25 protein-coding genes are annotated in these 24,852 nt (G+C 64.8%); 12 read left to right on the forward strand and 13 right to left on the reverse strand.

Annotation, left to right across the window (positions count from 1 at the left end; translation table 11 throughout):
* Positions 1-51: 51 nt before the first annotated feature.
* Together ruvX and ACVMIH_RS09630 are read left to right on the forward strand one after the other, a co-directional pair.
* Positions 52-534, forward strand: a complete 483-nt coding sequence (gene ruvX, locus ACVMIH_RS09625) for a Holliday junction resolvase RuvX (RefSeq protein ID WP_456861510.1) — start codon at positions 52-54, stop codon at positions 532-534.
* Between the two features lie 2 nt (positions 535-536).
* Complete coding sequence (locus ACVMIH_RS09630) at positions 537-1,463, forward strand: AEC family transporter (protein WP_057020777.1); 927 nt, start codon at positions 537-539, stop codon at positions 1,461-1,463.
* A 44-nt stretch (positions 1,464-1,507) separates the two neighbouring features.
* Here the strand turns inward: ACVMIH_RS09630 and ACVMIH_RS09635 are convergent, their stop codons facing one another.
* Positions 1,508-2,302 (reverse strand): GNAT family N-acetyltransferase, encoded by a 795-nt coding sequence (locus ACVMIH_RS09635; RefSeq protein ID WP_349535974.1) that lies wholly within the window; start codon positions 2,300-2,302, stop codon positions 1,508-1,510.
* An 18-nt stretch (positions 2,303-2,320) separates the two neighbouring features.
* Here ACVMIH_RS09635 and ACVMIH_RS09640 point away from each other — a divergent pair, with 18 nt between their 5' ends.
* Entirely contained in the window at positions 2,321-2,704 is a 384-nt protein-coding gene (locus tag ACVMIH_RS09640) for a hypothetical protein (RefSeq protein ID WP_349535975.1), read from the forward strand.
* Positions 2,705-2,978: 274 nt separating this feature from the next.
* On the opposite strand, the gene ACVMIH_RS09645 is transcribed toward ACVMIH_RS09640, so the two are convergent.
* The 4 genes from ACVMIH_RS09645 to ACVMIH_RS09660 all read right to left on the reverse strand — a co-directional run bounded on the left by ACVMIH_RS09645 (position 2,979) and on the right by ACVMIH_RS09660 (position 7,765).
* Positions 2,979-4,190, reverse strand: a complete 1,212-nt coding sequence (locus ACVMIH_RS09645; RefSeq protein ID WP_456861513.1) for an ABC transporter substrate-binding protein — start codon at positions 4,188-4,190, stop codon at positions 2,979-2,981.
* A gap of 210 nt (positions 4,191-4,400) precedes the next feature.
* Entirely contained in the window at positions 4,401-5,156 is a 756-nt protein-coding gene (locus tag ACVMIH_RS09650) for a CPBP family intramembrane glutamic endopeptidase (protein ID WP_456861515.1), read from the reverse strand.
* 66 nt (positions 5,157-5,222) lie between these two features.
* Positions 5,223-5,993, reverse strand: a complete 771-nt coding sequence (locus tag ACVMIH_RS09655; RefSeq protein ID WP_141341898.1) for a CPBP family intramembrane glutamic endopeptidase — start codon at positions 5,991-5,993, stop codon at positions 5,223-5,225.
* A 128-nt stretch (positions 5,994-6,121) separates the two neighbouring features.
* Positions 6,122-7,765: an acyl-CoA dehydrogenase family protein gene (locus ACVMIH_RS09660; protein WP_456848728.1), complete on the reverse strand. Its 1,644-nt coding sequence runs from the start codon at positions 7,763-7,765 to the stop codon at positions 6,122-6,124.
* A gap of 568 nt (positions 7,766-8,333) precedes the next feature.
* Between ACVMIH_RS09660 and ACVMIH_RS09665 the strand changes: the two genes are divergently transcribed.
* From ACVMIH_RS09665 to ACVMIH_RS09675, 3 genes are read left to right on the forward strand one after another with little or no spacing between them, the layout of a single operon-like run.
* Positions 8,334-9,698, forward strand: a complete 1,365-nt coding sequence (locus ACVMIH_RS09665; protein WP_456861517.1) for an HlyD family efflux transporter periplasmic adaptor subunit — start codon at positions 8,334-8,336, stop codon at positions 9,696-9,698.
* A complete protein-coding gene (locus ACVMIH_RS09670) occupies positions 9,695-10,918 on the forward strand; it encodes a hypothetical protein (RefSeq protein WP_233475702.1) in 1,224 nt (407 codons plus the stop codon). The genes ACVMIH_RS09665 and ACVMIH_RS09670 overlap by 4 nt, the downstream gene beginning before the upstream one ends.
* Positions 10,918-12,894 (forward strand): glycosyltransferase family 2 protein, encoded by a 1,977-nt coding sequence (locus ACVMIH_RS09675; RefSeq protein WP_456861519.1) that lies wholly within the window; start codon positions 10,918-10,920, stop codon positions 12,892-12,894. The genes ACVMIH_RS09670 and ACVMIH_RS09675 overlap by 1 nt, the downstream gene beginning before the upstream one ends.
* Positions 12,895-12,922: 28 nt before the next feature.
* On the opposite strand, the gene ACVMIH_RS09680 is transcribed toward ACVMIH_RS09675, so the two are convergent.
* The 3 genes from ACVMIH_RS09680 to ACVMIH_RS09690 all read right to left on the reverse strand — a co-directional run bounded on the left by ACVMIH_RS09680 (position 12,923) and on the right by ACVMIH_RS09690 (position 14,783).
* On the reverse strand, positions 12,923-13,375 hold the full coding sequence (locus tag ACVMIH_RS09680) for a hypothetical protein (protein WP_141341910.1): 453 nt from the start codon (positions 13,373-13,375) through the stop codon (positions 12,923-12,925).
* 32 nt (positions 13,376-13,407) lie between these two features.
* Positions 13,408-13,821 carry a hypothetical protein gene (locus ACVMIH_RS09685; RefSeq protein WP_092078151.1) on the reverse strand — a complete coding sequence of 138 codons (414 nt, stop codon included), beginning with the start codon at positions 13,819-13,821 and terminating at the stop codon, positions 13,408-13,410.
* Positions 13,822-14,048: 227 nt separating this feature from the next.
* On the reverse strand, positions 14,049-14,783 hold the full coding sequence (locus ACVMIH_RS09690) for a M15 family metallopeptidase (RefSeq protein WP_076834461.1): 735 nt from the start codon (positions 14,781-14,783) through the stop codon (positions 14,049-14,051).
* A gap of 268 nt (positions 14,784-15,051) precedes the next feature.
* On the opposite strand from ACVMIH_RS09690, the gene ACVMIH_RS09695 reads away from it, so the two are divergent.
* From ACVMIH_RS09695 to plsY, 3 genes are all read left to right on the forward strand, one after another.
* Positions 15,052-16,005, forward strand: coding sequence for an aspartate carbamoyltransferase catalytic subunit (locus ACVMIH_RS09695; RefSeq protein WP_026192854.1), 954 nt, complete (start codon positions 15,052-15,054; stop codon positions 16,003-16,005).
* A 5-nt stretch (positions 16,006-16,010) separates the two neighbouring features.
* A complete protein-coding gene (locus tag ACVMIH_RS09700; protein WP_057020787.1) occupies positions 16,011-17,312 on the forward strand; it encodes a dihydroorotase in 1,302 nt (433 codons plus the stop codon).
* Positions 17,313-17,536: 224 nt separating this feature from the next.
* Complete coding sequence (plsY, locus tag ACVMIH_RS09705) at positions 17,537-18,133, forward strand: glycerol-3-phosphate 1-O-acyltransferase PlsY (RefSeq protein WP_076834465.1); 597 nt, start codon at positions 17,537-17,539, stop codon at positions 18,131-18,133.
* Between the two features lie 125 nt (positions 18,134-18,258).
* On the opposite strand, the gene ACVMIH_RS09710 is transcribed toward plsY, so the two are convergent.
* The gene (locus ACVMIH_RS09710) at positions 18,259-19,497 is read right to left on the reverse strand and encodes an amidase (protein WP_456861520.1); all 1,239 of its coding nucleotides are present in this window, start codon (positions 19,495-19,497) and stop codon (positions 18,259-18,261) included.
* Between the two features lie 125 nt (positions 19,498-19,622).
* On the opposite strand from ACVMIH_RS09710, the gene dprA reads away from it, so the two are divergent.
* The gene (dprA, locus tag ACVMIH_RS09715; protein WP_456861521.1) at positions 19,623-20,738 is read left to right on the forward strand and encodes a DNA-processing protein DprA; all 1,116 of its coding nucleotides are present in this window, start codon (positions 19,623-19,625) and stop codon (positions 20,736-20,738) included.
* A gap of 61 nt (positions 20,739-20,799) precedes the next feature.
* Here dprA and ACVMIH_RS09720 read toward each other — a convergent pair whose 3' ends face one another.
* Together ACVMIH_RS09720 and ACVMIH_RS09725 are read right to left on the reverse strand one after the other, a co-directional pair.
* Positions 20,800-21,636 carry an IS5 family transposase gene (locus ACVMIH_RS09720; protein WP_076824982.1) on the reverse strand — a complete coding sequence of 279 codons (837 nt, stop codon included), beginning with the start codon at positions 21,634-21,636 and terminating at the stop codon, positions 20,800-20,802.
* Positions 21,637-21,840: 204 nt separating this feature from the next.
* Positions 21,841-22,251: a winged helix-turn-helix transcriptional regulator gene (locus tag ACVMIH_RS09725; protein WP_038380388.1), complete on the reverse strand. Its 411-nt coding sequence runs from the start codon at positions 22,249-22,251 to the stop codon at positions 21,841-21,843.
* Between the two features lie 99 nt (positions 22,252-22,350).
* Here ACVMIH_RS09725 and ACVMIH_RS09730 point away from each other — a divergent pair, with 99 nt between their 5' ends.
* The gene (locus ACVMIH_RS09730) at positions 22,351-22,959 is read left to right on the forward strand and encodes an FMN-dependent NADH-azoreductase (protein ID WP_018271979.1); all 609 of its coding nucleotides are present in this window, start codon (positions 22,351-22,353) and stop codon (positions 22,957-22,959) included.
* Positions 22,960-23,016: 57 nt separating this feature from the next.
* On the opposite strand, the gene ACVMIH_RS09735 is transcribed toward ACVMIH_RS09730, so the two are convergent.
* A complete protein-coding gene (locus ACVMIH_RS09735; protein WP_168858167.1) occupies positions 23,017-23,175 on the reverse strand; it encodes a hypothetical protein in 159 nt (52 codons plus the stop codon).
* 313 nt (positions 23,176-23,488) lie between these two features.
* Positions 23,489-24,262 carry an SDR family NAD(P)-dependent oxidoreductase gene (locus ACVMIH_RS09740; RefSeq protein WP_229163205.1) on the reverse strand — a complete coding sequence of 258 codons (774 nt, stop codon included), beginning with the start codon at positions 24,260-24,262 and terminating at the stop codon, positions 23,489-23,491.
* A 109-nt stretch (positions 24,263-24,371) separates the two neighbouring features.
* On the opposite strand from ACVMIH_RS09740, the gene ACVMIH_RS09745 reads away from it, so the two are divergent.
* Entirely contained in the window at positions 24,372-24,848 is a 477-nt protein-coding gene (locus tag ACVMIH_RS09745; RefSeq protein WP_057020794.1) for a winged helix-turn-helix transcriptional regulator, read from the forward strand.
* Positions 24,849-24,852 lie beyond the last annotated feature (4 nt).

Consider the following 24,852-nt stretch of genomic DNA (forward strand, 5'->3'; position numbering starts at 1 on the left):
GCAGTGCCGGGCTTTGCCTCGGCGCGCGGGCGCGTGCTAAGCGCTAGCGCTATGCCCGCCCCCATCCTTCCCCTGATCGAAGCCGCACCGCATTGGCCCGACCGCGGCGCGCTTGTCGGCCTCGACCTCGGGACCAAGACCATCGGCGTTGCCGTCTCCGATCCGGACCGGCGGCTGGCGACCGGCGTCGAGACCATCCAGCGCAAGCAGTTCAAGCTCGACGCGGCACGGCTGCTCACGATCGCGGCCGAGCGCAACGCCGTAGGCTTCGTGCTCGGGCTGCCGATCAACATGGACGGCAGCGAGGGGCCGCGCGCGCAGTCGACCCGGGCATTCGCCCGCAACTTCGCCGGCCTCACCCCCCTTGCGATCGGGCTGTGGGACGAGCGGCTGTCGACTGCGGCGGTCGAGCGCGAGCTGATCGGGATGGACGTCAGCCGCGCCCGCCGCGCCGAGGTGATCGACGAGCACGCCGCGATCTTCATCCTGCAGGGTGCGCTGGACCGGCTGGCGAAGCTGCGCGGGGAGCGCTGACCATGGCCGTGGTGATCGCGGCGCTGCTGCCGGTGTTCCTCTTGATCGTGCTCGGCTTCGTCCTCAAGCGCACGCTGATGCCGCTCGATACGCAATGGCACGGGCTGGAGCGGCTGACCTATTACGTGCTGTTCCCGGTGCTCTTGGTGCAGACCCTGGTGAAGGCCGACCTGACCACGGTGCCGGTCGCCGGCGTCGGCGGCGCGCTGCTGCTCGCGGCGCTGGTGATGTCGCTGTTCTGCCTCGCGCTGCGCGGCCCGCTGGCCCGCGCCGGCGTCGACGGCCCCGCCTTCACCTCGATCTTCCAGGGCGCGACGCGCTGGCAGACCTATGTCGCGCTGTCGGTGTCGCGCAATCTCTATGGCAGCACAGGCCTTGCCCTGGCTTCGGTCGCGATGGTCGCGATCATCCCGCTGGTCAATGTGTTCAGCGTCGCCGTGCTGGCGAAATATGCCTCGTCCGAGAAGCGTTCGACCGGCGCCATCGTGATGACTGTCGTGCAGAACCCGCTGATCTGGGCCTGCGTCATCGGGCTCGTCATCAATGTCGCGCACATCCCGCTGCCACAGATCTGGTATGACGTCGCCGACGCGCTCGGCGGCTCGTCGCTGGCGATCGGCTTGCTCGTCACCGGGGCCGGGCTGCATCTGGAAGGCATCTTCCGGCCCAGCCTTGCCGCCAGCGCGGCATTGGTGCTGAAACTCGTGCTGATGCCGGTGCTGACGGTCGCGCTCGCGATGTGGTTCGGCGTCACCGGCTCCAATCTCGCCATCGTCGCGGCCTGCGCCGCGGTGCCGACCTCGCCGTCAGCCTATGTGCTGGCGCGCCAGATGGGCGGCGACGCGCCGCTGCTCGCCCAGATCATCACGCTGCAGACAATTCTGGCCGCGATCACGATGCCGATCGTGATTGCCGCGGTGGGGCTTTAGAAGGCGTACCCGATCGGCCTTGAATATCGCCGCGCAATCGGTCGCTACCAGACTTCGCGATAGTTCGCGAATTTGCGCAAGGTCTTGTCATAGCGGGCCGGTACGATCCAGGGCAACAGGAGCCTGAAGATCGCGTTCGGAAGCGGAGAGCGAAGCCGCACATAGAGGTCGAGCGGATCGAGGTCATGCCGCATCCGGAATTTCGGTTCGTAGCTGAGACCCGTGCTTCGAAGCCACCTGTAACCGTTGGCGATCGCCCAATTTATCATGTCGCGAATGGTGTAGTAATAAAGATGAAGGTCGAGTGCGACAGCATAGTCGAGCCCGACATACTCCCAGAACAGACTGTCGCCTTCGACCATGCAAAGGCTGAAGGCGATCACCTTCCCGCCACGGCGCCAGATGAAGAAGCGGACCTTGTCCTTCATGTCGCTGCCGAGCCGGCGGAGATAGTCGGCTGTCAGTTTCTCGAAACGGAATTTCGAGCGATCGAAGACCTGCAGGTAGAGCGGATAGATCTCGTCGACGGCATCCCTTGCGTCGTCGGTGACGGTAAGAGCTATGGTTTCACCGTCGGTTGCCTTGAATTTCTTGCGGAGCTGCCAGCGTGCCGATCGCGGCAGCGCATTTTGCATGTAGGCATCGAAGTCGTCGTGCTCGATATTGAGCGCCGTCATCGGCATGCTCGGCGCACGGGCGAAGCCGCGCCCGACAAAGCAATCCAGCACCGGCCGGTAGCGCGCAGGAAATTCCTTCAGGACGATGAGTTGCGCCCCGCACGATCGGGCGAGCGTGACGATTTCGCCGCAAAGAATCTCGGCGATCTTGCCGGACGGCACCGTGCTTGATCCGGCAAGATGCCCTTCACCGGCGAAGCATCCGACCATCAGGGTTCGCATTTTGAGAAACCCGGGAACGAAGCCTCGGATGCGCGCCAGCAGCGGCTGCCATTGCGCTCCAAGTCCTTCGAGAACGTCCTGGTCGAGAAGAAAAAACGGCTGGACGGCATGGAGACAGCCTGCCCGGTCGATGATCGCGAAGTACCGGTACTCGACACGCTCACGGAGCGTATCCTCCAGTATCTCGTAGTAGCGGTGATCCTTGCGCAGGTCGGCGAAACTGGCCTCCCAAGCGGGACAACCGGCGATTTCGTCGCGCGTCACGATCTTTACGCGAAACGGCGCTGTAGCAGCCGCCCCGTCCGCTACGCTTGTTGTATCAGCCAGACTGACTGCGTCTGACGCCAACGCAATGCTCCGGGTGATGAAAAGTCTTTCAATACAGTATCAATGTACCTGATTTGGCCGCGGCCTCCTGTGCCATTCGCGCAACAAGTCATTACTTTCGAAGTTGCGTCTCTTTCGAGGCCCCGTCGGCGCCGAGCGGCGCGCGCCCTCCCGCAATAGACCGGCCCGCCGGTCCCAGCGACGTAGCACCACAACTCGCCCTTGCGCTTCAGCAAGAGCGAAGGCCCGCAACAATTGCGCGCGGCTCGTAGGCTTATGTTGATCGCCGCTATTTCCCGGTCGAACCGGCGAACGCCGTATCGAGCACATCCCCGATCGGCTGCCAGCTACGGCCATCGAACTGAAGCAACCGCAATTGCTCGACCGGTCGGAACTGAGCGGTGTTGATCTTGATGCCGGGGAGCAAGGCGGACGCCTGATAATCCCTGAGCGCCGCAGCCTGCTTCATGACGTTCTCGCGCGACAGGTCGTTGCCGCATTGCCTGAGCACCTCGACCATCGTTTCGGCGGCGGCATAGCCGTAGACTGCGGCCGCGTCATCCTTGCCGCCGGCTTTGGTGTACTTGTCCAGGAAGCTGTACCAGGCGCCCTGCTCCGCTCTCCAGGCCGGATCGCTCGCATCCTTCAGGAACGCGGCGGTGATGACGCCGGTCGCATTCTCCGTGCCGGCCCGCTTGAGCACCGTCTCGATCGATGACGCCATCTGGTTCACGACGAACACCGGCCGCCAGCCGTGGTCAGCCGCCGCGCGGATCACCTTGGCGGCATTTTCCGGCACTCCGGCAAACACAAAGACCTCGGCACCCGATTGCTTCAGGATCGAGACGTGGCCGTCCAGGTGCTGATCGTCGACATCATAGGCGATGTCGACCCTGATGTTGTGGGCGACGTCGCCCAGCCCTTGCACCAGTCCCTTGAACAATTCGCGCCCGAACTGGTCATTCTCCCAAAGCGCCACGATTTTCTTGCCGGGATAGAACGCCTGGATGTAGTTGGCGTAGATGCGCCCTTCCTCGCGATACGAAGGCTGCCAGCCCATGGTCCACGGATAGAGCGACGGCTCGCTGAGCTCGTGATCGCCGGAAGCAACGAAAAGCTGGGGGATCTTCCGTTCGTTGAGATACTTCCGCACCGCGAGATTCCCCGGCGTGCCGAACGAACCGAACATCAAGAGCACATTGTCGGTTTCGACCAGAATGCGCGTGAGATCCATGGCGTTGGCGGGATCCGACAGATCGTCATAGGACATGAAGCGGATCTTGCGGCCATTGATGCCGCCGCGTTCGTTGATCATCTCGAAATAGGCGGCTTCCGCCTTGCCGATCTGGCCGAAAATCTCCAGCGCGCCGCTATACGGCATGACATTGCCGATCCGGATTTCGGTGTCGGTAACGCCCTGGTCGCGCACCTGCTGCGTGATGGCGCCGAGAGACGCCAGCGCAACGACGCTGGCCAGGATTGCTCGGATCAAGATAGCCATGAGAAGAGCTCGCACGACGGCAGCCGCCGCTGCCTGGTTTCAGTCCGGCCCGCGCTCATTCATTGATCCAGATCATAGCACTCGGACGGGATGCTGGCATCCTCCAACCTTCCGATGGCTGGCGACGCACCGGCGCTGGTTCCGGATGATGATCACGCCGCAGACGATCCCGGACATCACGATGCCAATCGTGATCGCAGCCGTTGGGCCCTAGACATACGGGCCTGTCACGAAAAAGATGAATGTGTTGAGGGCGGAATGGATCATGACCGTCAGCCAGGTTGAGTTGCTGCGCCAACGGCAATAGCCCAGCGCCAATCCCATCCCGAATATCTCCAACTTCCCATAAACGTCATACTGTGTGTGGGTCATAGCCCAGACGGCGGCGGTCAGAACGATCGCTCCGATCGGACCCAGAAACGACTCCGACCAGCCGCGATACAAGAAGCCACGAATGAGGAACTCTTCCATGATGGGTCCTGCAATGCAGGTACCGATGAGCAGGATCATCAAGCCGTTCGCGCCCTTGACCACGAAGACCGGGTCATCCACCGCGGCCCCCTCGCCACCAACACTCGAATTGATGACCGATTCACCGAGCAGAATGCCGGCAAAGATTGCAAATGCGCGCATGGCTTCGGCCGGGCTCGGCCAGTTGAGCGCGAGATATTCCTCGAACCCGCGGCGAGCCTTCCGGATCGCGATCCAGAGCACGCCGATCGTCAAGGGGCTCGCGATGGTAAGGCCAGCGCCGTACCATCGCCCCTGGGCGGCGAAATCCCGCAATTGAGCCGGCGACATTCTGGCTACGCCGTCTTGCGCCGCGATGATGATCGTCATGGCCCAACCTCCAACCAGCGTAAAAACGCCGTAAGCGATCAGGATGACGAATGCCGTCTCCACGAAATCCCAGGTCCGCTGCGGCGGTGCCGGGACCGGCGCGTTGGCATTCTCGAGGTTCGACATATGGGATTCTTCTGCAACAACGTTGCAGCGAAGGTGGGCCTAGCTTCAACCTAGCATAGGGAACTCTCAGCCCGCCAGCCACCAGGTCTGGATCGTCGCCGCGAAATTGTTCAGCCCGTGCAGCAGGATGGTCAGCCAGGTCGATCCGGTGCGGAAGCGCAAATAGCCGAACAGGAGGCCGATCGTCAGCACCTGGCAGAGGAAGAACCAGTCGTACTGCAGGTGCATCACCGTCCAGACGATCGACGACAGCAGGATCGCGCCATAGGGTCCGAGCGCGGATTCCGACCAGCCGCGGTAGAGCCAGCCGCGTGCGAACAGTTCTTCCCAGAGCGGCGCGGCCACGGCGAAGGCGATCACCAGGAGCCACAGTGCACTGTGCTCCTGCGCCGATTTCAGCACGTCGCCCATGAAGCCCGGCGACACCTCGCGGCCGGCGGCGCGGGACACCATGTCCCAGGCTCCGACCAGCACGACGAGCGCGACGATGCCGATGATCACGTTCTTCCACGACGTCCCGCGCAGCCCGAGGTAATCGGCGAACGGGATCCGGGTCCGGCGGATCGCGAACCACAGCACCAGCAGCACCATCGGCAGGCCGGCGAGGACCGAGAGCGAGATCGTCAGGCCGTCGGCGACCACATGAGTGATGCCGGCCGTCGACACCTCGCCGCCCTGCGCGACGATGCGCCAGACGATGACCGTGACCTGGCCGACGAACATCGCGGCGAAGATCAACAGGCCCCACAGCGCGGTGCCCCAGAATTTCCAGACCCGCGGGGGGAGCGGCGGCGGTTCGATCGCGGCAGTCGCGTCTTGCGGCGTGAGAGAATCCATCAGCGAACCTCGGCTCTATCAATTCGTCATGGCCGGGCTTGTCCCGGCCATCCACGTCTTTCTTTGCCCTGTCGAAGCAAAGACGTGGATGCCCGGCACAAGGCCGGGCATGACGGTGGTCAATGTGGTCATGGCAGCGCCCGCGCCAGCAGCGCGCGCTGATTGGCATCGGATAAGTCCACCGCGCCGTACATGCCGGCGTGGCGTTCGGCAAGCCGTGTCGTCGCAAACAGCTCGGCGTTTTTCGGCGAGACCTGGTTGAGCGCCGCGGTTGCCGCCAGGAGCGCCAGCTGCTCGACCGCAAGTCGCGCGACGCGCTCGCTGTCCGGCCGGCGGAACGACTGCCCGATCGAGGCAACGGCCTCGGCGGCGCCCGGCAGGCCCTTGGTCTCCTCGGCAAGCGCGCGCAGCACCGCGAGTGCGGCGTCAGCCTCGCGGCCGAGCGCGCGCAGCACGTCGAGGCACATCACGTTGCCGGAACCCTCCCAGATCGCGTTGACCGGCGACTCCCGGTAATGGCGCGCCAAAATGCCTTCCTCGACATAGCCATTGCCGCCGAGGCACTCCATCGCCTCATAGAGGAAGCCGGGCGCGCTCTTGCAGGTCCAGTATTTGATCGCCGGCGTCAGCAGCCGCATATAGGCGGCCTCGCCCGCATCGGCCGGCGCGCGATCGAAGGCACGGCAGAGCCGCATCACCAGCGCGATCGACGCCTCGACATGCAGCGCCATGTCCGACAGCACCGCCTGCATCAGCGGCTGGTCGGCGAGATGCTTCTGGAACACGCTGCGGTGCCGCGCGTGATGGAGCGCATGCGCCAGCCCCGATCGCATCAGCCCGGCGGATGCGATCGCGCAATCCTGCCGCGTCAGCTGCACCATCTGGATGATGGTGCGGATGCCCTTGCCCTCCTCGCCGATCAGCTCGGCATAAGCGCCGTGGAATTCGACCTCCGACGAGGCATTGGAGCGGTTGCCGAGCTTGTCCTTCAGGCGCTGGAAGTGGATCGCGTTGACCGTGCCGTCGGACGCAAAGCGCGGCATGAAGAAGCAGCTCAGCCCATTCATGGTCTGCGCCAGCACCAGGAAGGCGTCGCACATCGGCGCCGACATGAACCATTTGTGCCCGGTGATGCGCCAGGCCCCGCCGTCGCGCTCGGCGCGCGTCATGTTGGCGCGCACATCCGTGCCGCCCTGCTTTTCCGTCATGCCCATGCCGAGGGTCATGCCGCGCTTGCTCCACCACGGCGCAAAGGTGGGATCGTAGGCGCGCGTTCCTATCACCGGCATCGTCTTGGCCAGAATATCCGGCTGCGAGGCCAGCGCCGCGACCGAGGCGCGCGTCATCGTGATCGGGCAGAGATGGCCGGTCTCGACCTGGGAAGCGATGTAGAACTTTGCCGCACGCACCACCTCGGCCGCTCCGCCGGCCGGCTTGCCGTCGGCGCTCCAGGTCGAGTTGTGCACGCCGGCATGCGCGGAGTGCGCCATCAGCTCGTGATAAGCCGGGTGAAACTCGACCTCGTCGCGGCGATTGCCCTTGGCATCGAACAGCCGCAGCTTCGGCGTGTTCTCGTTGGCGATGCGGCCGCGCTCCGCCATGGCAGCGGATCCCCAATGCTTGCCGAAATCGGACAGCTCAGCCGTTGCCGCCGCCCCGCCATTGGCAGCGACCGCCGCGGCGAGCGGCGCATCCACCGTGGACAGGTCGACATTTTCGAACGGCGGCGATTGGTTGAAGACGTCGTGGGTGGCAAACGGAGCCTGCGTCATGGTCTCCTCGGCAACTGGTCTGCACGCATGCGGCCTGGACAACCGGCCTCTTCCGGCCGGGATCACGGGCCAGCCGCGGCGCAATGGAATCGGAGGATCATAAGCCCGTGAGCCGGTGCCGGGCAGCGAAAAATGCGCATTCGGCCGCGTGCTGGTGAATCGGGGGTTATCGGGGTCCGCGCAGCCGATGTCCGCTCCGATCGCGGGGCGATATCGCAGCAGGGCCCATCAACGGACGCCCCTTGGGCTGTCCGCTATCATCAGCCGCCGCCGTACGGCCGGAACCGGCGATCCGGGCTGCCGTTCACCCGTTCCTCCGTGCGTCCGCCGCTCCTGCTGCAGGTTTTCCGCTCGGTTTCTGCAGCAACCAAATGCGCTCTGCGTTGTTGCAGTCCTAGCCATGCGCAGGGAAAAACAGGCAACCAATCACCAAGACGCGCTCTTTTAGGCCCTCCCAACCGAGAGAGAACTGATGATTGATAGATCTGAAACGCGCGGTACTGTGCGGAAACATCCCGGAATACTGAGAATATTCGCCATCGGCGTCGCCGGATTGCTCTCTGTCCTGATGCTCACCGCGGTGACGCCGCCGATCGTTGCAGATCAATCCGATCGTGCCGTGGTCAACGCCCCCGTTACGCTTTTGACCGCGCCGATCAGCGGCGAAGTCGGCCTGTTGACGGTGCTTCCGGGCCGGGACGTCCGCGATGGCGAAACGCTGGCGCGGATCAGCAATCCAAGGATCGATCGCGGGACGCTGATCGCGTTGCAGGAAAAGGCGTCCGACGCACGGCAGAAGCTCGATGCGACGCGCGCAAAGCACGAATCGGACTTCAACTATGTTTCGTCCCTCGATGGCGAGATTGCTGATCAGACCAGCCAGCTCAAGGGTCAGTTACAGTCGCGGATCGAGGAGCTTCGCGCCCGTGTTGCTCAATCCAACGCCGCGAGCGGTGAAAAGAAGGCCCTGGTCGACCGCCAGACCAATATGGTGACACGCAATGCCGCGAGTAACGACATGCTCCGGCCGACAACTCAGCAATATGCCGCGACCATACATGGTGCGGACGCAGAGGCCGCCAAGCTGAATCAGAAGATGGCACAGCTCAACGCCCTGAGCAGGGGTATCTATGTCGGCGAGGAACTGGTTGCTCTCAACAATCTGGCCCAGAAGCGCAGGGACATCGATCTCGACGCCACGCGGATGAAAATCGAGCAAAAGCAGCAAGCCGCAGTGCTTGCCGATCTCGAGCACCTGATCGACGCCGAAACGCGCAGGCTGGCGACGCTGGCGGATGCCGATGTCGTCGCGCGCGGCCAGGGCAAGGTCTCGAGCGTCGGCGCCGCGATGGGGCGGCATGTCAGCGCCGGTGATACTATCAGCTCCGTCATCGACTGCGACAAGCGCTTTGTCGTCGCCATCTTTTCCTACCGGCAGGGCCAGAGCATGATGCCCGGCACCCGCGTTCGCATCGACGGGAGTTCGTTGCGGTCCGGCGTCGTCACTGCGGTCGTACCGAAGACCAGCGACAAAGCCGATGAGCGCTTTGCCGTTCCGTTCCCGCAAACCGAGCGGCGCGAACTCTACGCCATCATCACGCCGGACCAGGCAGGCGACGGCGGACCGGTGCAGCAAACGGGGACCGCCGACGCGTCCGCCTGTCCGGTCGGCCAATGGGTGACGGTGACGCGCGAGAATGGTGTGGTCCCCTCGATGTCGGTCACTTGGCACCGGCTCGGCCACTACGTTGCGTCGTGGATCGGCGGCGACGCAGGCACCGCCGATACCGCGCAGAAGACGCCGCCGGATGCGGATGCCCGGCGCGCCGGTATCGCTCGTCTGTATGACGCTTTCCATGCCTCGGAGCCGCCGCAGCCGAAGGCCGACGACAACGAACCACCACCCGGAACTCGTGCCCTCGTATCGCAATGAAATCGGCCATCGCGATGATGCTGTGCGCGGCGATCGTGGGCGCGCCGGCGGCAGGCCACACGGCGCAAACCGCAAGCACGTTCTGCGCCGGGCTGAAAAAGGCGGTCGCGCCGCACAGCAGCGCGGCCGACGCGGTCTTCGTCCGCAGCTATGAGCCCGGCGAGGATGAAGCGGCCCTTCCCGCGGGTCTCGCCACGACGGCGTTCGTCTACGACAATGCGCTCGCCGTCATTGCGCTTGTTGCCTGCGGCAACGTGTCGGATGCAAGGCCAATCAGCAACGCGCTCAGCCGCGCCGCAGGCAACGACCGGAGCTTCGATGACGGCCGTGTGCGCAATGCCTATCGTGCCGGCGCGGTGAACCAGCCTATTCCCGATCTACCGGGCTGGTGGGACGGACATGCCAGGGTCTGGGCGGAGGATCCGGCGCAGGACGGCACCTCGACCGGAAACGTCGCCTGGGCTGCCTTGGCACTGCTGACGCTGCATCAGGCAACCCACGATCCTCGATATCTCGCCGACGCGGAGCGCCTGGTCGATTGGATGATCGGCGCAACCGCTTCCGAAAATGGCTTTTACGGCGGCTTTCACGGCTACGATCCGAAGCAGGTCAGGCTCACCTGGATGTCGACCGAGCACAACGCCGACGTCCACGCCGCCGCTCGCTGGCTGTTCCGCCTGACTGGCGAACGGAAATACGACAGCGCGGCAGGACAGGCGCGGCGGCTGCTCGATCGCGCCTTTCGCGGCGATCACTTCCTGCTTGGGACGAAGCCTGACGGCAGCCTCGCGGACGAGGGCCTGCTCGCGCTCGACGCGCAGCTTTGGCCGTGGATGGCGATGCCTGAATCGCCCGCAGCATGGAAGAGCGCGCTCGGCTTCGCAAAAGCGCGGCTCGGGGTCGACGGCGGTTTCGATTTCAACGGCGATCGCGACGGCCTCTGGGTGGAGGGCACCGCGCAGGCGGCCTTGGCCTACCGGATCAGCGGCGACCTACACGAGAGCGATCGACTGCTGGCAGACCTGAAGGCGGACCAGACGTCGTCCGGCCTGCTCAATGCGTCACGGCCGGCGCGGCTGACGACGGGATTATCGATCGATCCGACCAGCGGCGGCGATCCCGACTTTTTCTACTACCGCCGCCCGCATCTCGGCGCGACGGCGTGGGCCGCGCTGGCCGAAACCGGCTGGAATCCGTTCACCGGCAAAAGGATACGCTAATGTTCCCATCCGCCGCGGATATCGTGTCAGTCCTGACCATCGACGTCGGCATTTTGCTCGGGCTTCTGGTCATGGCTCGGCTGTTGGAGCCGTCGCATGCCAGCCACCGTACGCTGTTCGGGACGACCACGGCGGCCCTTCTCGTCACGTATGCGCTGTGGCGATGGAGCGATACGCTGCCGCCGTTCGAGTTATCGGCGCAAAGTCTTTGGCCGCGGCTCTTCATTGCGTTCGAGTTGCTCGCGATCCTCTACACGCTGATCTCGATCGTCATCCTGTTCCGCAGCACCGACCGCACCGCGCAGGCCGACGCCGCCCAGCAGCTTTTGGCCGCGGACAATCGCGATCCCGCCGTCGACGTCTTCATCTGCACCTATGACGAGCCGCTCGAAATCCTCCAGCGCTCGATCCTGGGCGCGCTGGCGCTCGACTATGCCAATGTGACGGTGTGGGTTCTCGATGACACGCGACGCGACTGGCTGCGGGACTATTGCGAGCGGGTCGGCGCACGCCATCTGACGCGGCCTGACAACAGGGGTGCCAAGGCCGGCAACCTCAACAACGGGTTGGCCGCGGCTGGCCGTGCGACCGCCGCGCCGGTCATTCTGGTGCTCGATGCGGATTTCGCGCCGCGGCGTGACTTCTTGAAACGCACGGTCGGCCTGCTGCTGTCCGATCCGGAGGTTGCGATCGTGCAGACCCCGCAGTTTTACTACAACGCCGATCCGATCCAGCATAATCTCCTGGCTGAGAAGAGCTGGGTCGACGATCAACGCTTCTTCTTCGACGTCTTTCAACCCGCCAAGGATGCGTGGGGCTGCGCGTTCTGCGTCGGCACCTCCTTCGTCGTTCGCCGCGACCGGCTCGACGAGATCGGCGGCTTTCCCGAACAGGCGATCTCGGAGGATATCAACCTCACTTACACCATGCTGGCGCGCGGCTATCGCACGGTCTGGCTGAACGAGCCGCTCAGTTTCGGACTTTCGGCCGAAGGCATCCCGGAATATGTCACTCAGCGCGCTCGCTGGTGCCTTGGCACCATACAGGTTGCCCTGCTGCGCAACGGACCGCTGTTCGGCCGCGGCTTCAGCTTCACCGAGCGCTGGCACTATGTGCACGGCGTGCTGAACTGGCTCTCCAAACCCTTCATGGTGCTGCTATTGATCGCACCGACGATCTATTGGTTCGGCGGGCTGCCCGCGTTCGAAGCCGATTATCATTCCTTCCTGCGCTATGGCATGCCGGCGCTGCTCGGACAGATTATCTACATGAGCTGGATATCGCGCGCGCGGACGCTGCCCTTGTTCATGGAGGCCACCCACGCCGTCACCTGCTTTGCGGTGACCGCAACGCTGCTCAGCGCCATCGTCAAGCCGTTCGGACGTCCCTTCAAGATCACCGACAAGGGAGGTGATCGATCGGCGCCGCGCATCCACTGGAAACTCGCCGCCATTTTCGGATTGATCGCGGCAAGCTCCGCCGCAAGCATCGTGTGGGCGTACGTCTCCCCGTACGGCGCCAGCGAGATTTCCTCGCTCGATTTCTTCAACATGCTGTGGGCGGCGATCGCGATGCTGATCGCCTTCATCGCGTTCCTGGTCTGCTTCGAGCTGCCTCGCTCCGGTCACATGTTCGAGACGGACGAACTGGTCTGGCTCTTCGGCGAAGGAAAAATCCTGTCGTGCCGCCTGCTCGCGATATCACCGGACTCGGTGCGGCTCTCGGGTCGGTCGGGCGAGGCGCTTGAGCTTGCCGGCTGGCGCTACAGAATTCACCTGGAGGAGCTGGGGTGGACCGACATTTCCATGGTCTCGCGATCCCGCCAAACCGTGCTGGCGCGGCTTGAGCCGAGCGCCGAACAGTATCAGCGTCTGGTGGTGTGGCTGTTCAGCGCGTCGCACGGCAACATCGCCGCCGTCGCCAGTCTTCGCGGTGTGCTGGGCGGATTGCTGCGCCGCGGGTTTATCGGCGCGTAGGACCAGCCTGCGCCCAAGCTCATCGCGTTCAGATGCTGCCATGCTTGGGCGCATGGCGGCCGAGCCAGCGGTCGACCCAGTCATTGACGCGGGTCCGGTTCGCCTCCTTCCTGGAAGCCTGGACAGGAAAAATGTCGCCGCTGCTCAATTGCCGGTTATCGGGATAGGCCGCCAACTGCAGGTTGGACTCATGCGCGGCGCCGTCCACCGGCGAGATGTAGGCAAACCGGATCTCGATCTTGTGCTTGATGTCGGCGCCGTGCCACTTCGGATGATGGCGTGCCAGCAGCTCGGTAAGCTCGCACGGCAACAGATCGGAGGTCGAGCTTCGCGACCCCTCGGTCTTCTCCATGTAGCATTGTTCCTTGACGCTGCTGACGCGCGCATCGATCGGCCGGAAGTTCAACCGCTTGTCGAGCTCGCTATAGACATAGAAGCTCGCGACGGCGACAGCGATCATAGCGTAGAGGCCAAGGCGCATGGTTGTGCTTCCGTCCTGTCGAACCGCGGCGGTCAGATCGAACGCGTCTTGTCCGCCTTGGTCTTGGAGGCAAGGACGGGAAACACGTCCCCGGCGCGCAGCGGCTTGCCGTTGGGGAAGTAGGACATCTGCAGGCTCGACTGGTGGGTGGCTCCGTCGACCGGCGAGACATAGACGACCTTCACCTCGATCTTGTGCTTCACGTCATAGCCCTGCCACTTGGGATGCTCCTTGCGCAGCAGTTCGGCAATCTCGCAGCGGGTCAGATCGGAGGTCGATGTCGTCTTGGTGATGACCCCGCGCTCGACCTTTTCCAGATAGCATTGCTCGCTGACGCCGCTGATGCGGGCATCGACGCGCTGATAATTCGCGCTCTTGTCGTGTCGATCATAGATCAAGACGCCGGCGACGCCGACGACAACAATTGCAATGGCTGCGAAACGCATGCTGCATGCTCCCGTGTTGCCGGCACTTCATACGGCCACAATTAAGGAGTGTTGAAAGGTCGCTCAGCTACTTTTGCGATGGCAAGCGTCGTCTTGCGAAAATGCTTCGGATTTGAGGAAAATCCTGCCCTAGAGTTTCGGCTCTGATTGAAACAGAATCGAAGCTCCAGTCTCTTGTTCTGAGGCGTTTTCTTCACGCGAACCGGCGTCCACTTCTCGAAAACGCGCTACCGCGCCCGGACGATCGGGAAGTCGTAGGCCGGGCCGCCTGCCCGCGGCAGCGAAAAGTGCCACCATTCCTTGGCATAGTTCGCGAACCCTTGCCGGGCCATCGCCGCGACCAGCATGGCGCGCCAGCGCCTCTGCGCAGGCGTGATCGAGCCCGTCGCGGTGTGGGCCTTCAGGTCGGAACAATCGTAACCGGTGCCCATGTCGACGCTGCCCTCCGGAGCGCGCGTGGCGGCTGGCGCGGTGCAGTCGGCATAGTCCCTGGCCGGATCGAACTTGCGCGAATTGTCGGCGCCAAGATCGACCAGCGTGAGATCGACCGCGGCCCCTGTCGAATGGCCCGAATGGGTGGCGATGTAGCCGAGGCGGAACAGGTCCGCCTTCGAAAAGGCCGGGTTGTAGCGCCGCTCGGCGGCGGTCTCGGTGCCGTTCTTCGACCACGCCACCATGTCGGCGACAGCGCGGGCCGGCCGGTAGCAATCGAACATCTTCAGCGACAGTCTTTGCCGGGCCAGTTCCTGCTGCACGGCCTTGAGCCTGAGCCCGACCTCCCGCTTCACCACGCATTCCGCCGCGCCATAGCCCGCGATCGGCCGCCCCATGAAATTGTTCGCGCCGGCGTAGCGGATGTCCTGGATGATGGTCGGATCGATGTCGCGAAGGAACGCGAAGTCGCCGGGCAAGTTCTGAGCGAAGGCAGGCGAGATCGCCCCCGGGATCAATGCGATGGCCATCCATGCGATCACGACAATTTTCACGAGGTCTCGCTCCGGCGTCACGGCCGGGTATAGCCCGTCAGGAGGACGGCGTCGCTGCCGCTCCGCCTGTGCCCCGCCATCCACGTCTTGTTCCGGAAACCCCCGCAAAAGCAAGGCGCGGATGTCCCGCGGCGAGCCCCGGCAGCACCGCCGGGAAGGCGGCGACATCTTACTCGGGGAAAACTCCCGCGAGCCCTCTTCGCGCTTGCCCCACCGGCCATCCGCGCCTATAGCTCTCGCTTTAATGACCCCATCATTGAAATCGACTTTTGTCCTCGGTCACCGGCATCTGCTGGGCATCGAGGGCCTTTCCGCTGACGACATCACGGGCCTGCTCGACCTCTCCGAGGAGTATGTCGAGCTCAACCGCCAGGTCGACAAGAAGCGCGCCAGCCTGCGCGGCCGTACCCAGGTCAATCTGTTCTTCGAGGCCTCGACCCGGACCCAGTCCTCGTTCGAGATCGCCGGAAAACGCCTGGGCGCCGACGTCATGAACATGTCGGTGTCATCGATGTCGACCCGCAAGGGCGAGACCCTGATGGACACCGCGGTGACACTGAACGCGATGCACCCGGACATCCTGGTGGTGCGCCACCACGCCTCCGGCGCGGTCGAGCTTCTGGCGCGCAAGGTTGATGGTTCCGTGATCAACGCCGGCGACGGCAGCCACGAGCACCCGACCCAGGCGCTGCTCGACGCCCTGACGATCCGCCGCAACAAGGGCCGGCTCGAGGGGCTGACGATCGCGATCTGCGGCGACGTGCTGCATTCGCGGGTGGCGCGCTCCAACATCTTCCTGCTCAACACGATGGGCGCACGCGTCCGCGTGGTGGCCCCCTCCACGCTGCTGCCGCCCGGCATCGAGCGGATGGGCGTCGAGGTCGCGCGCGACATGCGCGAGGGGCTGAACGGCGCCGACATCGTGATGATGCTGCGGCTGCAGCGTGAGCGCATGAACGGCTCCTTCGTGCCGTCGTCGGGCGAGTATTTCCACTATTTCGGCCTCGACCAGAAGAAGCTCGGCTATGCCAAGCCGGATGCGCTGGTGATGCATCCCGGCCCGATGAACCGCGGTGTCGAGATCGACACCTTCGTCGCCGACGGCGCGCAGTCGCTGATCCGTGAACAAGTTGAAATGGGTGTGGCAGTGCGCATGGCGGTGCTGGAAGCGCTCGCCCGCAACCTGCCGAACGCGTGAGACCGATGCTGACCGACCGCCGCCCCATCCTGCTCGCCAACGCCCGCGTCATCGATCCGTCGCGCGATTTCGACGGTCCGGGCGATGTCCTGATTGCCGACGGCGTGATCCGTGACGCCAAGCGCGGCATCGGCGCCGCCGGCGTCCCCGAAGGCACCGACATCGTCAATTGCGCCGGCAAGATCGTGGCCCCCGGCCTGATCGACATGCGCGCCTTTGTCGGCGAGCCCGGCGCCAGCCATCGCGAGACTTTCGCCTCCGCCAGCCAGGCCGCCGCGGCCGGCGGCATCACCACCATCATCTGCCAGCCCGACACCTCGCCGGTGATCGACAATTCGGCGACCGTCGACTTCGTGCTGCGCCGGGCCCGCGACACCGCGATCGTCAACATCCATCCGATGGCGGCGCTGACCAAGGGCATGCAGGGCCAGGAGATGACCGAGATCGGCCTGCTCAAGGCCGCCGGCGCCGTCGCCTTCACCGACGGCGACCGCAGCGTCACCAACGCCCAGGTGATGCGGCGCGCGCTGACCTATGCCCGCGATTTCGACGCGCTGATCGTGCATCACACCGAGGATCCGAATCTGGTGGGCGAAGGCGTGATGAACGAGGGCGAATTCGCCACAAGGCTCGGCCTCGCCGGCATTCCCACCGCGGCCGAGTCGATCATGCTCGAACGCGACATGCGGCTCGCAGGCTTGACCGGCGGGCGCTACCACGCAGCCTCGCTGACCTCGATCGAGTCGCTGGAGATCCTCAAGCGCGCCCGCGACGCCGGCCACAATGTCTCGGCCTCGGTCTCGATCAATCACGTGACGCTGAACGAGAACGACATCGGCCCCTACCGCACCTTCCTCAAGCTGGCCCCGCCGCTGCGCACCGAGGAGGACCGCAAGGCGCTGGTCGCGGCGCTGGCCTCCGGGCTGATCGACGTCGTGATGAGCGACCACAATCCGCAGGACGTCGAGGTCAAGCGGCTGCCGTTCGCGGAAGCGGCGAGCGGCGCAGTCGGCCTGCAGACCATGCTGCCGGCGGCGCTGCGGCTGATCCACAATGGCGAGATGGACTTCAAGACGCTGATCCGGGCGATGTCGACACGGCCGGCGGAGCTGCTCGGCCTGGCCGGCGGCACGCTGCGCGCGGGCGCGCCGGCCGACGTCATCGTGATCGACGCCGACACGCCCTGGGTCCTCGACCGCGACGATCTCAAATCACTGTGCAAGAACACGCCGTTCGACGACGCCCGCTTCTCGGGCCGCGTGACGCGGACGATCGTCGGCGGACGGACCGTTTACGAGCACGTCTGAAACTGGGGTGGAACTTAGCGCGACGCGAGTTGCGACATCGCTTCCATCGTTGTGCCAACGACGATGGCCGCGACGTAAACGACAAAGAAAAACTGCTCCAGCCGCCTGCGAACAGAAGCCATGATAAGCTCCCTCATTACCAAGGCCATGGTGCGGATTTATGGTTAATATTTCATTGACGGCACTGCCCCGTTCGGGCCGGACCGCTCCAGGGAACCACTGCGATGTCTGCTGATGGGCTGCTGCCGCTCGCCTTCCTGATCGGCTACCTGCTGGGCTCGATCCCGTTCGGCATGGTGCTGACCAGGATGGCCGGCACGCAGGATCTGCGCACGGTCGGCTCGGGCAATATCGGCGCCACCAATGTGCTGCGCACCGGCCGCAAGGGCCTCGCCGCGGCGACGCTGCTCGGCGACATGTTGAAGGGCACCGTCGCCGTCATCATCGCCGGCACCATCGACGGCCCGAACGCGGCGATGCTGGCGGCGCTGGGGGCTTTCCTCGGCCACCTCTTCCCGGTCTGGCTCAAGTTTCGCGGCGGCAAGGGTGTCGCGACCTATCTCGGCGTGCTGCTCGGCCTGTTCTGGCCGGCGGCGCTGATCTTCGCCGTGATCTGGCTCGGCACCGCCTACACCACGCGCTACTCGTCGCTGTCGGCGCTGATCGCCGCGTTCGTGACGCCGCTGTTCCTGTGGTGGTTCGGCCATAACGCGCTCGCCTCGCTGTTCGCCGTGCTGACGCTGCTGCTGTTCTACATGCACCGCGAGAACATCCAGCGCCTGCAGGCCGGTACCGAGGGCAAGATCGGCGAGCGGAAGTGACGTATGTCATTCCGGGGCATCGCGCAGCGCTGAACCTCAGGTGCGCAATTGCGCACCGGGGAATCCAGAAGTTGTGGGGCGAGATTCCGGGTTCGATGCGGCGCATCGCCCCGGAATGACCAAGCCTACCGCTTCAGCGCGTCCTCGACAAAGCTCGCGGCCGCCAGCGCTTTGGCATCATTGCCAAAACCCGCGATCACGGTCACGCCGACCGGCAATCCGCCCTCGGCGGTCAGCGTCGGCACGTTGACGCAGGGCACGCCCAACAAGGTCCAGAGCCGGTTGTAACGGGGATCGCCGGTCGACGCCAAACCCTCGGGTGCCGCGCCCGGTGCCGACAGCGTCACGAGCACGTCGACCTCGGTGAGAACAGCAGCCAGCGCCTGCCGTGCGCGCAGCGTGACGTCCATCGCCGCGTCGTATTCCGCCGGCGTGCCGCCCTTGCTCTCGTCGAGCCGGCCGCGCAGCAGCGGCGGCATCACATCGTAGTTCTGGCCGTATTCCCAGGCGAACGACTGATGCGCCTCGAACTCCTGCACCACCGGATGGATCCGCCACGCCTCCGCGACGACCTCGGGCATCGCGAGTTCGCGCGCGGTCGCACCGGCCTGCTCCGCCGCACGCGCGGCCTTCTGCAACGCCTCCGCGCCGGAAGGTTCAGGCGCGCCGGCGAAGGCCTGCGTGACGACGCCGATGCGCGGCGCGGAAACCTTCGACGGCACCACCAGCTCGGGCCGCTTCGTCATCGCAGCGAGCCCCAGCGCGACGTCGCGCACGCCGGCGCCGAACAGCCCGACGGTATCGAGCGTCCAGGAGAAGCATTTCACGCCGACGGTCGGCAGCAGCCGGTAGCTCGGCTTGATCGCGGCGACGCCGCAGAACGAGGCCGGCCGGATCACCGAGCCGCCGGTCTGCGTGCCGAGCGCCAGCGGGATCATCCCGGCGGCGACCGCGGCGGCCGAGCCCGACGACGAGCCGCCCGGCGTGTGCGCGTGATTGTGCGGATTGAGCGTTGCGGTCGGATCGTTCGCCGCGAATGCCGTCGTCGTGGTCTTGCCGATGATGGTGGCGCCGGCCTGCTTCAGCGCCATCACGACCGGAGCGTCGGCGCGCGGCCGATGCCCGCGATAGATCGCGGCGCCCATCTCGGTCGGGAGGTCAGCGGTATCGATGATGTCCTTGATGCCGACTGCAATTCCACGCAGCGGCCCGGCCTGTTGCCCACGCGCCGTCTCGTCGAGGCGGACGAAGGCGCCGATAGTCTTGTCCTGCGCCGCGATGGCGTCCCGCGTCTGCGTGATGGCGACATCGGTGGACAATTCGCCGGAGGCTATGCGGCGTTGGAGATCGGCAAGCGAAATCATCGGCGGACGTCCTGTTTCTTGACGGTTTTTGGCGGCTTCTTGCCAAGCGCTTTTAGCGCGTCGCGCGCGGCTGCGCCAATGTCGCAGTTGATCACAATCTCAGGTTGGGCGAAGCTGGGCCCCGTATGCATGACCGCTCGCCCAGCCCTCCAAAACTCACCGACACCGAACGGCTCAACCGCCTGCGGCTGATCCGCTCCGACAATGTCGGCCCGCGCACCTTTGCATCGCTGCTCCGCCATTTTGGCGATGCGGCGCACGCGCTGGAGCGCCTGCCTGACCTCGCGCGCCGCGGCGGCGCCTCCGGCCCCGGGCGGATCTGCAGCGAGGCCGACGCCGCCGCCGAGCTCGCGGCCTGCCGCAAATTCGGCATCGATCTCGTCGCGCCGGAGGAAGCGCACTATCCGGCGCGGCTTGCCACTATCGACGACGCGCCGCCGCTGCTTGCCGTGCGCGGCGCGCGCGATACCCTGACGCGGCCGATGATCGCGATCGTCGGCTCCCGCAATGCCTCCGGCGCCGGGTTGAAATTTGCAGGCACCCTGGCGCGCGATCTTGGCGATGCCGGCTTTGTCGTGATCTCGGGCCTCGCCCGCGGCATCGATCAGGCAGCGCACCGCGCCACCGTTGCCAGCGGCACGGTCGCCGTGCTCGCCGGCGGCCACGACAGAATCTACCCGCCAGAGCACGAGGATCTGCTGGCCGCCCTGCTCGAGCATGGCGCGGCGATCTCGGAGATGCCGCTCGGCCACGTGCCGCGGGCGCGCGACTTTCCCCGTCGCAATCGTTTGATCTCGGGCGCCTCGCTCGGCGTCGTGATCGTCGAGGCCGCGCATCGCTCGGGCTCGCTGATCACTGCGCGGATGGCGGCCGAACAGGGCCGCGAGGTGTTCGCGGTGCCGGGCTCGCCGATCGATCCGCGCGCCGCCGGCGCCAACGACCTGATCAAGCAAGGCGCCACCTTGGTCACCGAAGCCGCCGACGTCATCAGCGCGGTGACGCCGATCATGGAGCGGCCGGTGATGCTTGGCGCGCGCGAGGACGACGAGCCGCTGGACTTTGCCACTGATAGCGGCGATCGCGCGCGCATCATCGACCTGCTCGGGCCGAGCCCGATCAGCATCGACGATCTGATCCGGATGGCCGACGTGTCGCCGGCCGTTGTCCGCGCCGTGCTGCTCGAGCTCGAGCTCGCCGGCAGGCTCGAACGCCACGGCGGTGGGCTGGTGTCGATGATTTGACGAGCTGAATATCTCGCTCGCGCAAACGCCTGTCCGTCATCCTGAGAGTCTGACTCATAAATCACCCAACCTTAGCTGCAGCCGCGAGTCTGCGGGTCAGGAGCCTGATGTGTGCAATCAGCAGCCAGGCAGCTTCGGTTGCCACCGTCGCCTCGAAGTCCTTGGCGAGGCGGCGGCATCTGCCGAACCAAGCGAATGTGCGTTCAACCACCCACCGCCTCGGCAGAAGCTGGAAGCCTTTGACGCCTTGAGGCCGCTCGACGATCTCGACAGTCCATGGACCGCAGTCTGAGAGCGCGTCGAGGAGTTGATTTCCGCGGTAGATCCGGTCGGCAAAGACGTGGCGCAGCCGGGGGAAGTTCATCCGCACGTTCTTCAGCAGCGGTACGGCGCCATGGCAGTCCTGAACGTTGGCGGGATGAACATGAACCCCAAGGAGGAGGCCATTGGTATCCGTCACAATGTGCCGCTTGCGGCCGTAGATGCGCTTGCCTGCATCGTAGCCGCGCGGTCCACCAGCTTGGGTGGTTGGCGCACTTTGACTGTCGATCACGGCTGCCGTCGGCTTCGGTGTCCGTCCAAGCTTTTTTCGCGCCCGGCGGACAAGCACGCTGACAATCCTCTGCCACCGGCCTGTATCCCGCCATCTATAAAAATAGCCCTGCACCGTCGAATAGGGCGGGAACTCCTGCGGCAACGCCCGCCACTGGCAGCCGGTCGAAACGATATAGAGGATCGCTTCGATCACACGACGCAGCTCCGTCTTACGCGGCCGGCCGCGCCGGTTCGCTCGCGGCAACAGGCGTCTGATCACCGCCCACTCCGCATCGGTCATATCGCTTGCATAACGCAGATCGTCCCGCCGATATTGCTCCCGAGTGATCTTGGTCCAGGGCATCGTGCTCTCCCTCGAATCTTTGCAAATCCGATGGAATCACACCCCACTGAGATCACTCACCCATTTTTCAGTCAGGCTCTGAGGAGCGCGCAGCGCGTCTCGAAGGATCGACGGCCCGACTGGTGGCCGTGCATCATTCGAGACGCCTGCTACGCAGGCTCTCAGGATGACGGGTCTGCTTGTCCGAACGCGAAGGCTCCGAACTCAGCCTTCGCCATTCCGCGCGTCGAAATCGTTCCGCGCGCCCTCGATTTCTGGCAGATGCGCGAACGCCCATTCGCCGAGCGCCATCACAGGCACCGCCAGTCCGCGCCCGAGATCGGTCAGCTCGTAGTCGACCCGCGGCGGAATGGTCGGAAACACCGTGCGCGTCACCAGGCCATCGCGCTCCAGGCCGCGCAGCGTCAAGGTCAGCATGCGCTGCGAGATGCCGTTGATCATCCTCTTCAGCTCGTTGAAGCGGCGCGGTCCATCGCGCAGCAGCATGATGACCAGCACGCTCCATTTGTCGCCGACCCGCGACAGCACCGAGGCCACGCCGCGGCAGTCCTGATGCGTCCCGGGACCACGCGGCAGGCCGGTTTCGGCGGTTACATCGATGTGCTCGGGTTCCATTGGTGTGCTCGGGTTTCAAAAATGTGCGTTCTTGCGGAGATTTAGGGCGGTCACTCATATAGCGCCAGTTACAAACCTATACCAAAGGTGACCCCAGCCATGAAACTTCTGCACATCGATTCCTCGGTCCTCGGCCCCCACTCCGTCAGCCGCCAGGTCTCGGCCGCTGCCGTCGAGCGGCTGCGCCAGGCCAATCCGGGCCTCGTCGTCAGCTACCGCGACCTCAGCCAGACGCCGCTCGCCCACCTCTCCGGCCTGCACCTCGCCGCCAGCCAGGGCGCGGCGCCGGACCCGTCGGTACGCGACGACATCGCGACCGGCCAGGCGGTGCTGGACGAGTTCCTCGCCGCCGACATCGTCGTGATCGGCGCGCCCATGTACAATTTCACGATTCCGAGCCAGCTCAAGGCCTGGATCGACCGCATCCTGGTCGCGGGCAAGACGTTCAAGTATGGCGCCGGCGGCGTCGAGGGACTGGCCGGCAACAAGCGCGTCATCATCGCGATCTCGCGCGGCGGCTATTACGGCGCCGACACGCCGATGGCCGCGCTCGAGCACCTCGAGACCTACCTGCGCGGCGTGTTCGGCTTCATCGGCGTCAGGAATGTTGAGTTCATCCCCGCCGACGGCATCCAGGTCGGCCCCGAGCATCGCGAAAAGGCGGTTGCGGGCGCGCTGCAGGCCGCCGGCAGCCTGAACGCAGCCTGATGTGATTCAAAGTGCCTGCCGTCGCCTGGCGGCGGCAGGCCGTTCAGGTGGACGAACTCAGAACCAGACGCCCTGTATGCCGAGGATGACGGCGACCAGCGAAATCAACAGGCCGATGCCGGAGAACAGCGCGACCGTCACCAACTGCGTCGTATCTGAACTTTCGGATGCGGGCGAAACCGGGATCGACGTCGAAATGCGGGCTGCTTTCGGCATGGCGGCACTCCAAATGATTCCGTGGTGAAAAATTCCCCGCCCATTCAAGAGTCCGGCGAGTACGTCAAAGGTTCAAGCATGATCCGGAAAAGTGCGAAGCGGTTTTCCGGAAAGATCATGCTCAGACAACAAACTATTGCGCGATGATAGTCGCAAGCCAAACCGGCCGGTATGAAACGCTTCACACCGGCCGTTCGATACAATGAGAAACAAACCAGAGCGTTTTCGAGCGAAGTGGATACCGGTTCGCGTGAAGAAAACGCGTCAGAATAAAACCAGAGCCGCGTTCCGATTTAATCGGAACGGAAAGGCTCTATCCGCGATAGATCGGCGCGCCCGCCGGTGATGCCGTTGCACCGCCATCGATGAACAGCTCCTGCCCCTGCACATGCGCGGCGTCGTCGGACGCCAGGAACAGCACGGTCTTTGAAATGTGATCGGGCTCGCCGATCCGCCCGAGCGGCGTGGTCTTGCCGATCCGCTGCTCGAAGATCTTCTCGGCCTCGGGCGTCGCGATCGCCGCGCCCCAGATCGGCGTGCGCACCGCGCCCGGCGCCACCACGTTGACGCGGATGTTGCGCGGCGAGAATTCTGACGCCATCACCCGCGCCATCGCGCGCACGCCGGCCTTGCTCGCGGCATAGGCCGAGTAGCCGGGATTGCCGAGCACGGAGATCACCGAGCCGTTGAGAATGATCGATGCGCCGTCGTTGAGGTACGGCGCGACCGCCTGCACCGTGAAGAACACGCCGGTGAGATTGGTCCGGATCACATTCTCGAATGCGGCCAGCGTGGTGCCGCCCACCGGCGTCTGGCCGGGAATGCCGGCATTGGCGAACAGAACGTCATACTTGCCGAACTTCTCGGCGCCCTGCTTCACCGCGGCTTCCAGCGCCGCGACGTCGGTGGCATCAGCCACCACTGCGAGCGCGTTCGGCCCGAGCTCCCTGGATGCCGCCGCAAGCGTCTCCTTGTTGCGCCCGGTGATGACGACCTTGGCGCCCTCCGCCACGAACAGCTTCGCTGTCGCGAGCCCGATGCCGCTGTTGCCGCCGGTGATCAACGCCGTCTTGTTCGCCAGTCTCATTTCCGCCTCCAGTTGGTTGCATTATTAAACTTCTTTGCCTAGCTAAGGCATACGGTTTAATATTGCAACCACACAAGGTCGTGATGGCCCAAACTCCTGGAGACAGCCGGTGAAACGAACCAGCCTTGCAGGCGACAGCTGTCCTGTCGCACGCGCGCTCGACGTGTTCGGCGACTGGTGGTCGCTCCTGATCATCCGCGACGCCAGCCTCGGCCGGCGCCGCTTCGGCGAATTCCAGGCGAGCCTCGGGCTTGCCAAAAACATCCTTGCCACACGGCTGCGCACGCTGGTCGAACGCGGCATCCTGAAGACGGTCCCCGCCTCCGACGGCAGCGCCTATCAGGAATATGTCCTGACGCCGAAGGGCCACGGCATCTTTCCGATCCTGGTCGCGTTGCGGCAATGGACCGAGGAATTCGACGAGCATCCGGACGAGATCGCGACCATCCTGGTCGACCGCGACAAGGGCAAGCCGGTGAAGAAGCTCGCGCTCTATTCGCAGGATGGACGCGTGCTGGGTGCCGCGGATACGACGCTGAAGCCGCGGCCTGCAGCGAAGCGCGCGCGGCGCCTCGTGAGTGCGTAGGACG

Source organism: Bradyrhizobium sp. USDA 4503 (assembly GCF_054055815.1).

Coding starts and splice junctions, on each gene's coding strand:
- ACVMIH_RS09690 (WP_076834461.1), bottom strand. CDS start 14,783: ATGGCCATCGCATTGATCCCGGGGGCGATCTCGCCTGCCTTCGCTCAG.
- ACVMIH_RS09720 (WP_076824982.1), bottom strand. CDS start 21,636: ATGCCCTGGACCAAGATCACTCGGGAGCAATATCGGCGGGACGATCTG.
- plsY (WP_076834465.1), top strand. CDS start 17,537: ATGTCTGCTGATGGGCTGCTGCCGCTCGCCTTCCTGATCGGCTACCTG.
- ACVMIH_RS09650 (WP_456861515.1), bottom strand. CDS start 5,156: ATGTCGAACCTCGAGAATGCCAACGCGCCGGTCCCGGCACCGCCGCAG.
- ACVMIH_RS09655 (WP_141341898.1), bottom strand. CDS start 5,993: ATGGATTCTCTCACGCCGCAAGACGCGACTGCCGCGATCGAACCGCCG.
- ACVMIH_RS09680 (WP_141341910.1), bottom strand. CDS start 13,375: ATGCGCCTTGGCCTCTACGCTATGATCGCTGTCGCCGTCGCGAGCTTC.
- ACVMIH_RS09675 (WP_456861519.1), top strand. CDS start 10,918: ATGTTCCCATCCGCCGCGGATATCGTGTCAGTCCTGACCATCGACGTC.
- ACVMIH_RS09695 (WP_026192854.1), top strand. CDS start 15,052: ATGACCCCATCATTGAAATCGACTTTTGTCCTCGGTCACCGGCATCTG.
- ACVMIH_RS09730 (WP_018271979.1), top strand. CDS start 22,351: ATGAAACTTCTGCACATCGATTCCTCGGTCCTCGGCCCCCACTCCGTC.
- ACVMIH_RS09645 (WP_456861513.1), bottom strand. CDS start 4,190: ATGGCTATCTTGATCCGAGCAATCCTGGCCAGCGTCGTTGCGCTGGCG.
- ACVMIH_RS09710 (WP_456861520.1), bottom strand. CDS start 19,497: ATGATTTCGCTTGCCGATCTCCAACGCCGCATAGCCTCCGGCGAATTG.
- ACVMIH_RS09740 (WP_229163205.1), bottom strand. CDS start 24,262: ATGAGACTGGCGAACAAGACGGCGTTGATCACCGGCGGCAACAGCGGC.
- ACVMIH_RS09725 (WP_038380388.1), bottom strand. CDS start 22,251: ATGGAACCCGAGCACATCGATGTAACCGCCGAAACCGGCCTGCCGCGT.
- ruvX (WP_456861510.1), top strand. CDS start 52: ATGCCCGCCCCCATCCTTCCCCTGATCGAAGCCGCACCGCATTGGCCC.
- dprA (WP_456861521.1), top strand. CDS start 19,623: ATGCATGACCGCTCGCCCAGCCCTCCAAAACTCACCGACACCGAACGG.
- ACVMIH_RS09685 (WP_092078151.1), bottom strand. CDS start 13,821: ATGCGTTTCGCAGCCATTGCAATTGTTGTCGTCGGCGTCGCCGGCGTC.
- ACVMIH_RS09660 (WP_456848728.1), bottom strand. CDS start 7,765: ATGACGCAGGCTCCGTTTGCCACCCACGACGTCTTCAACCAATCGCCG.
- ACVMIH_RS09700 (WP_057020787.1), top strand. CDS start 16,011: ATGCTGACCGACCGCCGCCCCATCCTGCTCGCCAACGCCCGCGTCATC.
- ACVMIH_RS09640 (WP_349535975.1), top strand. CDS start 2,321: ATGCCCTTCACCGGCGAAGCATCCGACCATCAGGGTTCGCATTTTGAG.
- ACVMIH_RS09670 (WP_233475702.1), top strand. CDS start 9,695: ATGAAATCGGCCATCGCGATGATGCTGTGCGCGGCGATCGTGGGCGCG.
- ACVMIH_RS09735 (WP_168858167.1), bottom strand. CDS start 23,175: ATGCCGAAAGCAGCCCGCATTTCGACGTCGATCCCGGTTTCGCCCGCA.
- ACVMIH_RS09665 (WP_456861517.1), top strand. CDS start 8,334: ATGCTCACCGCGGTGACGCCGCCGATCGTTGCAGATCAATCCGATCGT.
- ACVMIH_RS09630 (WP_057020777.1), top strand. CDS start 537: ATGGCCGTGGTGATCGCGGCGCTGCTGCCGGTGTTCCTCTTGATCGTG.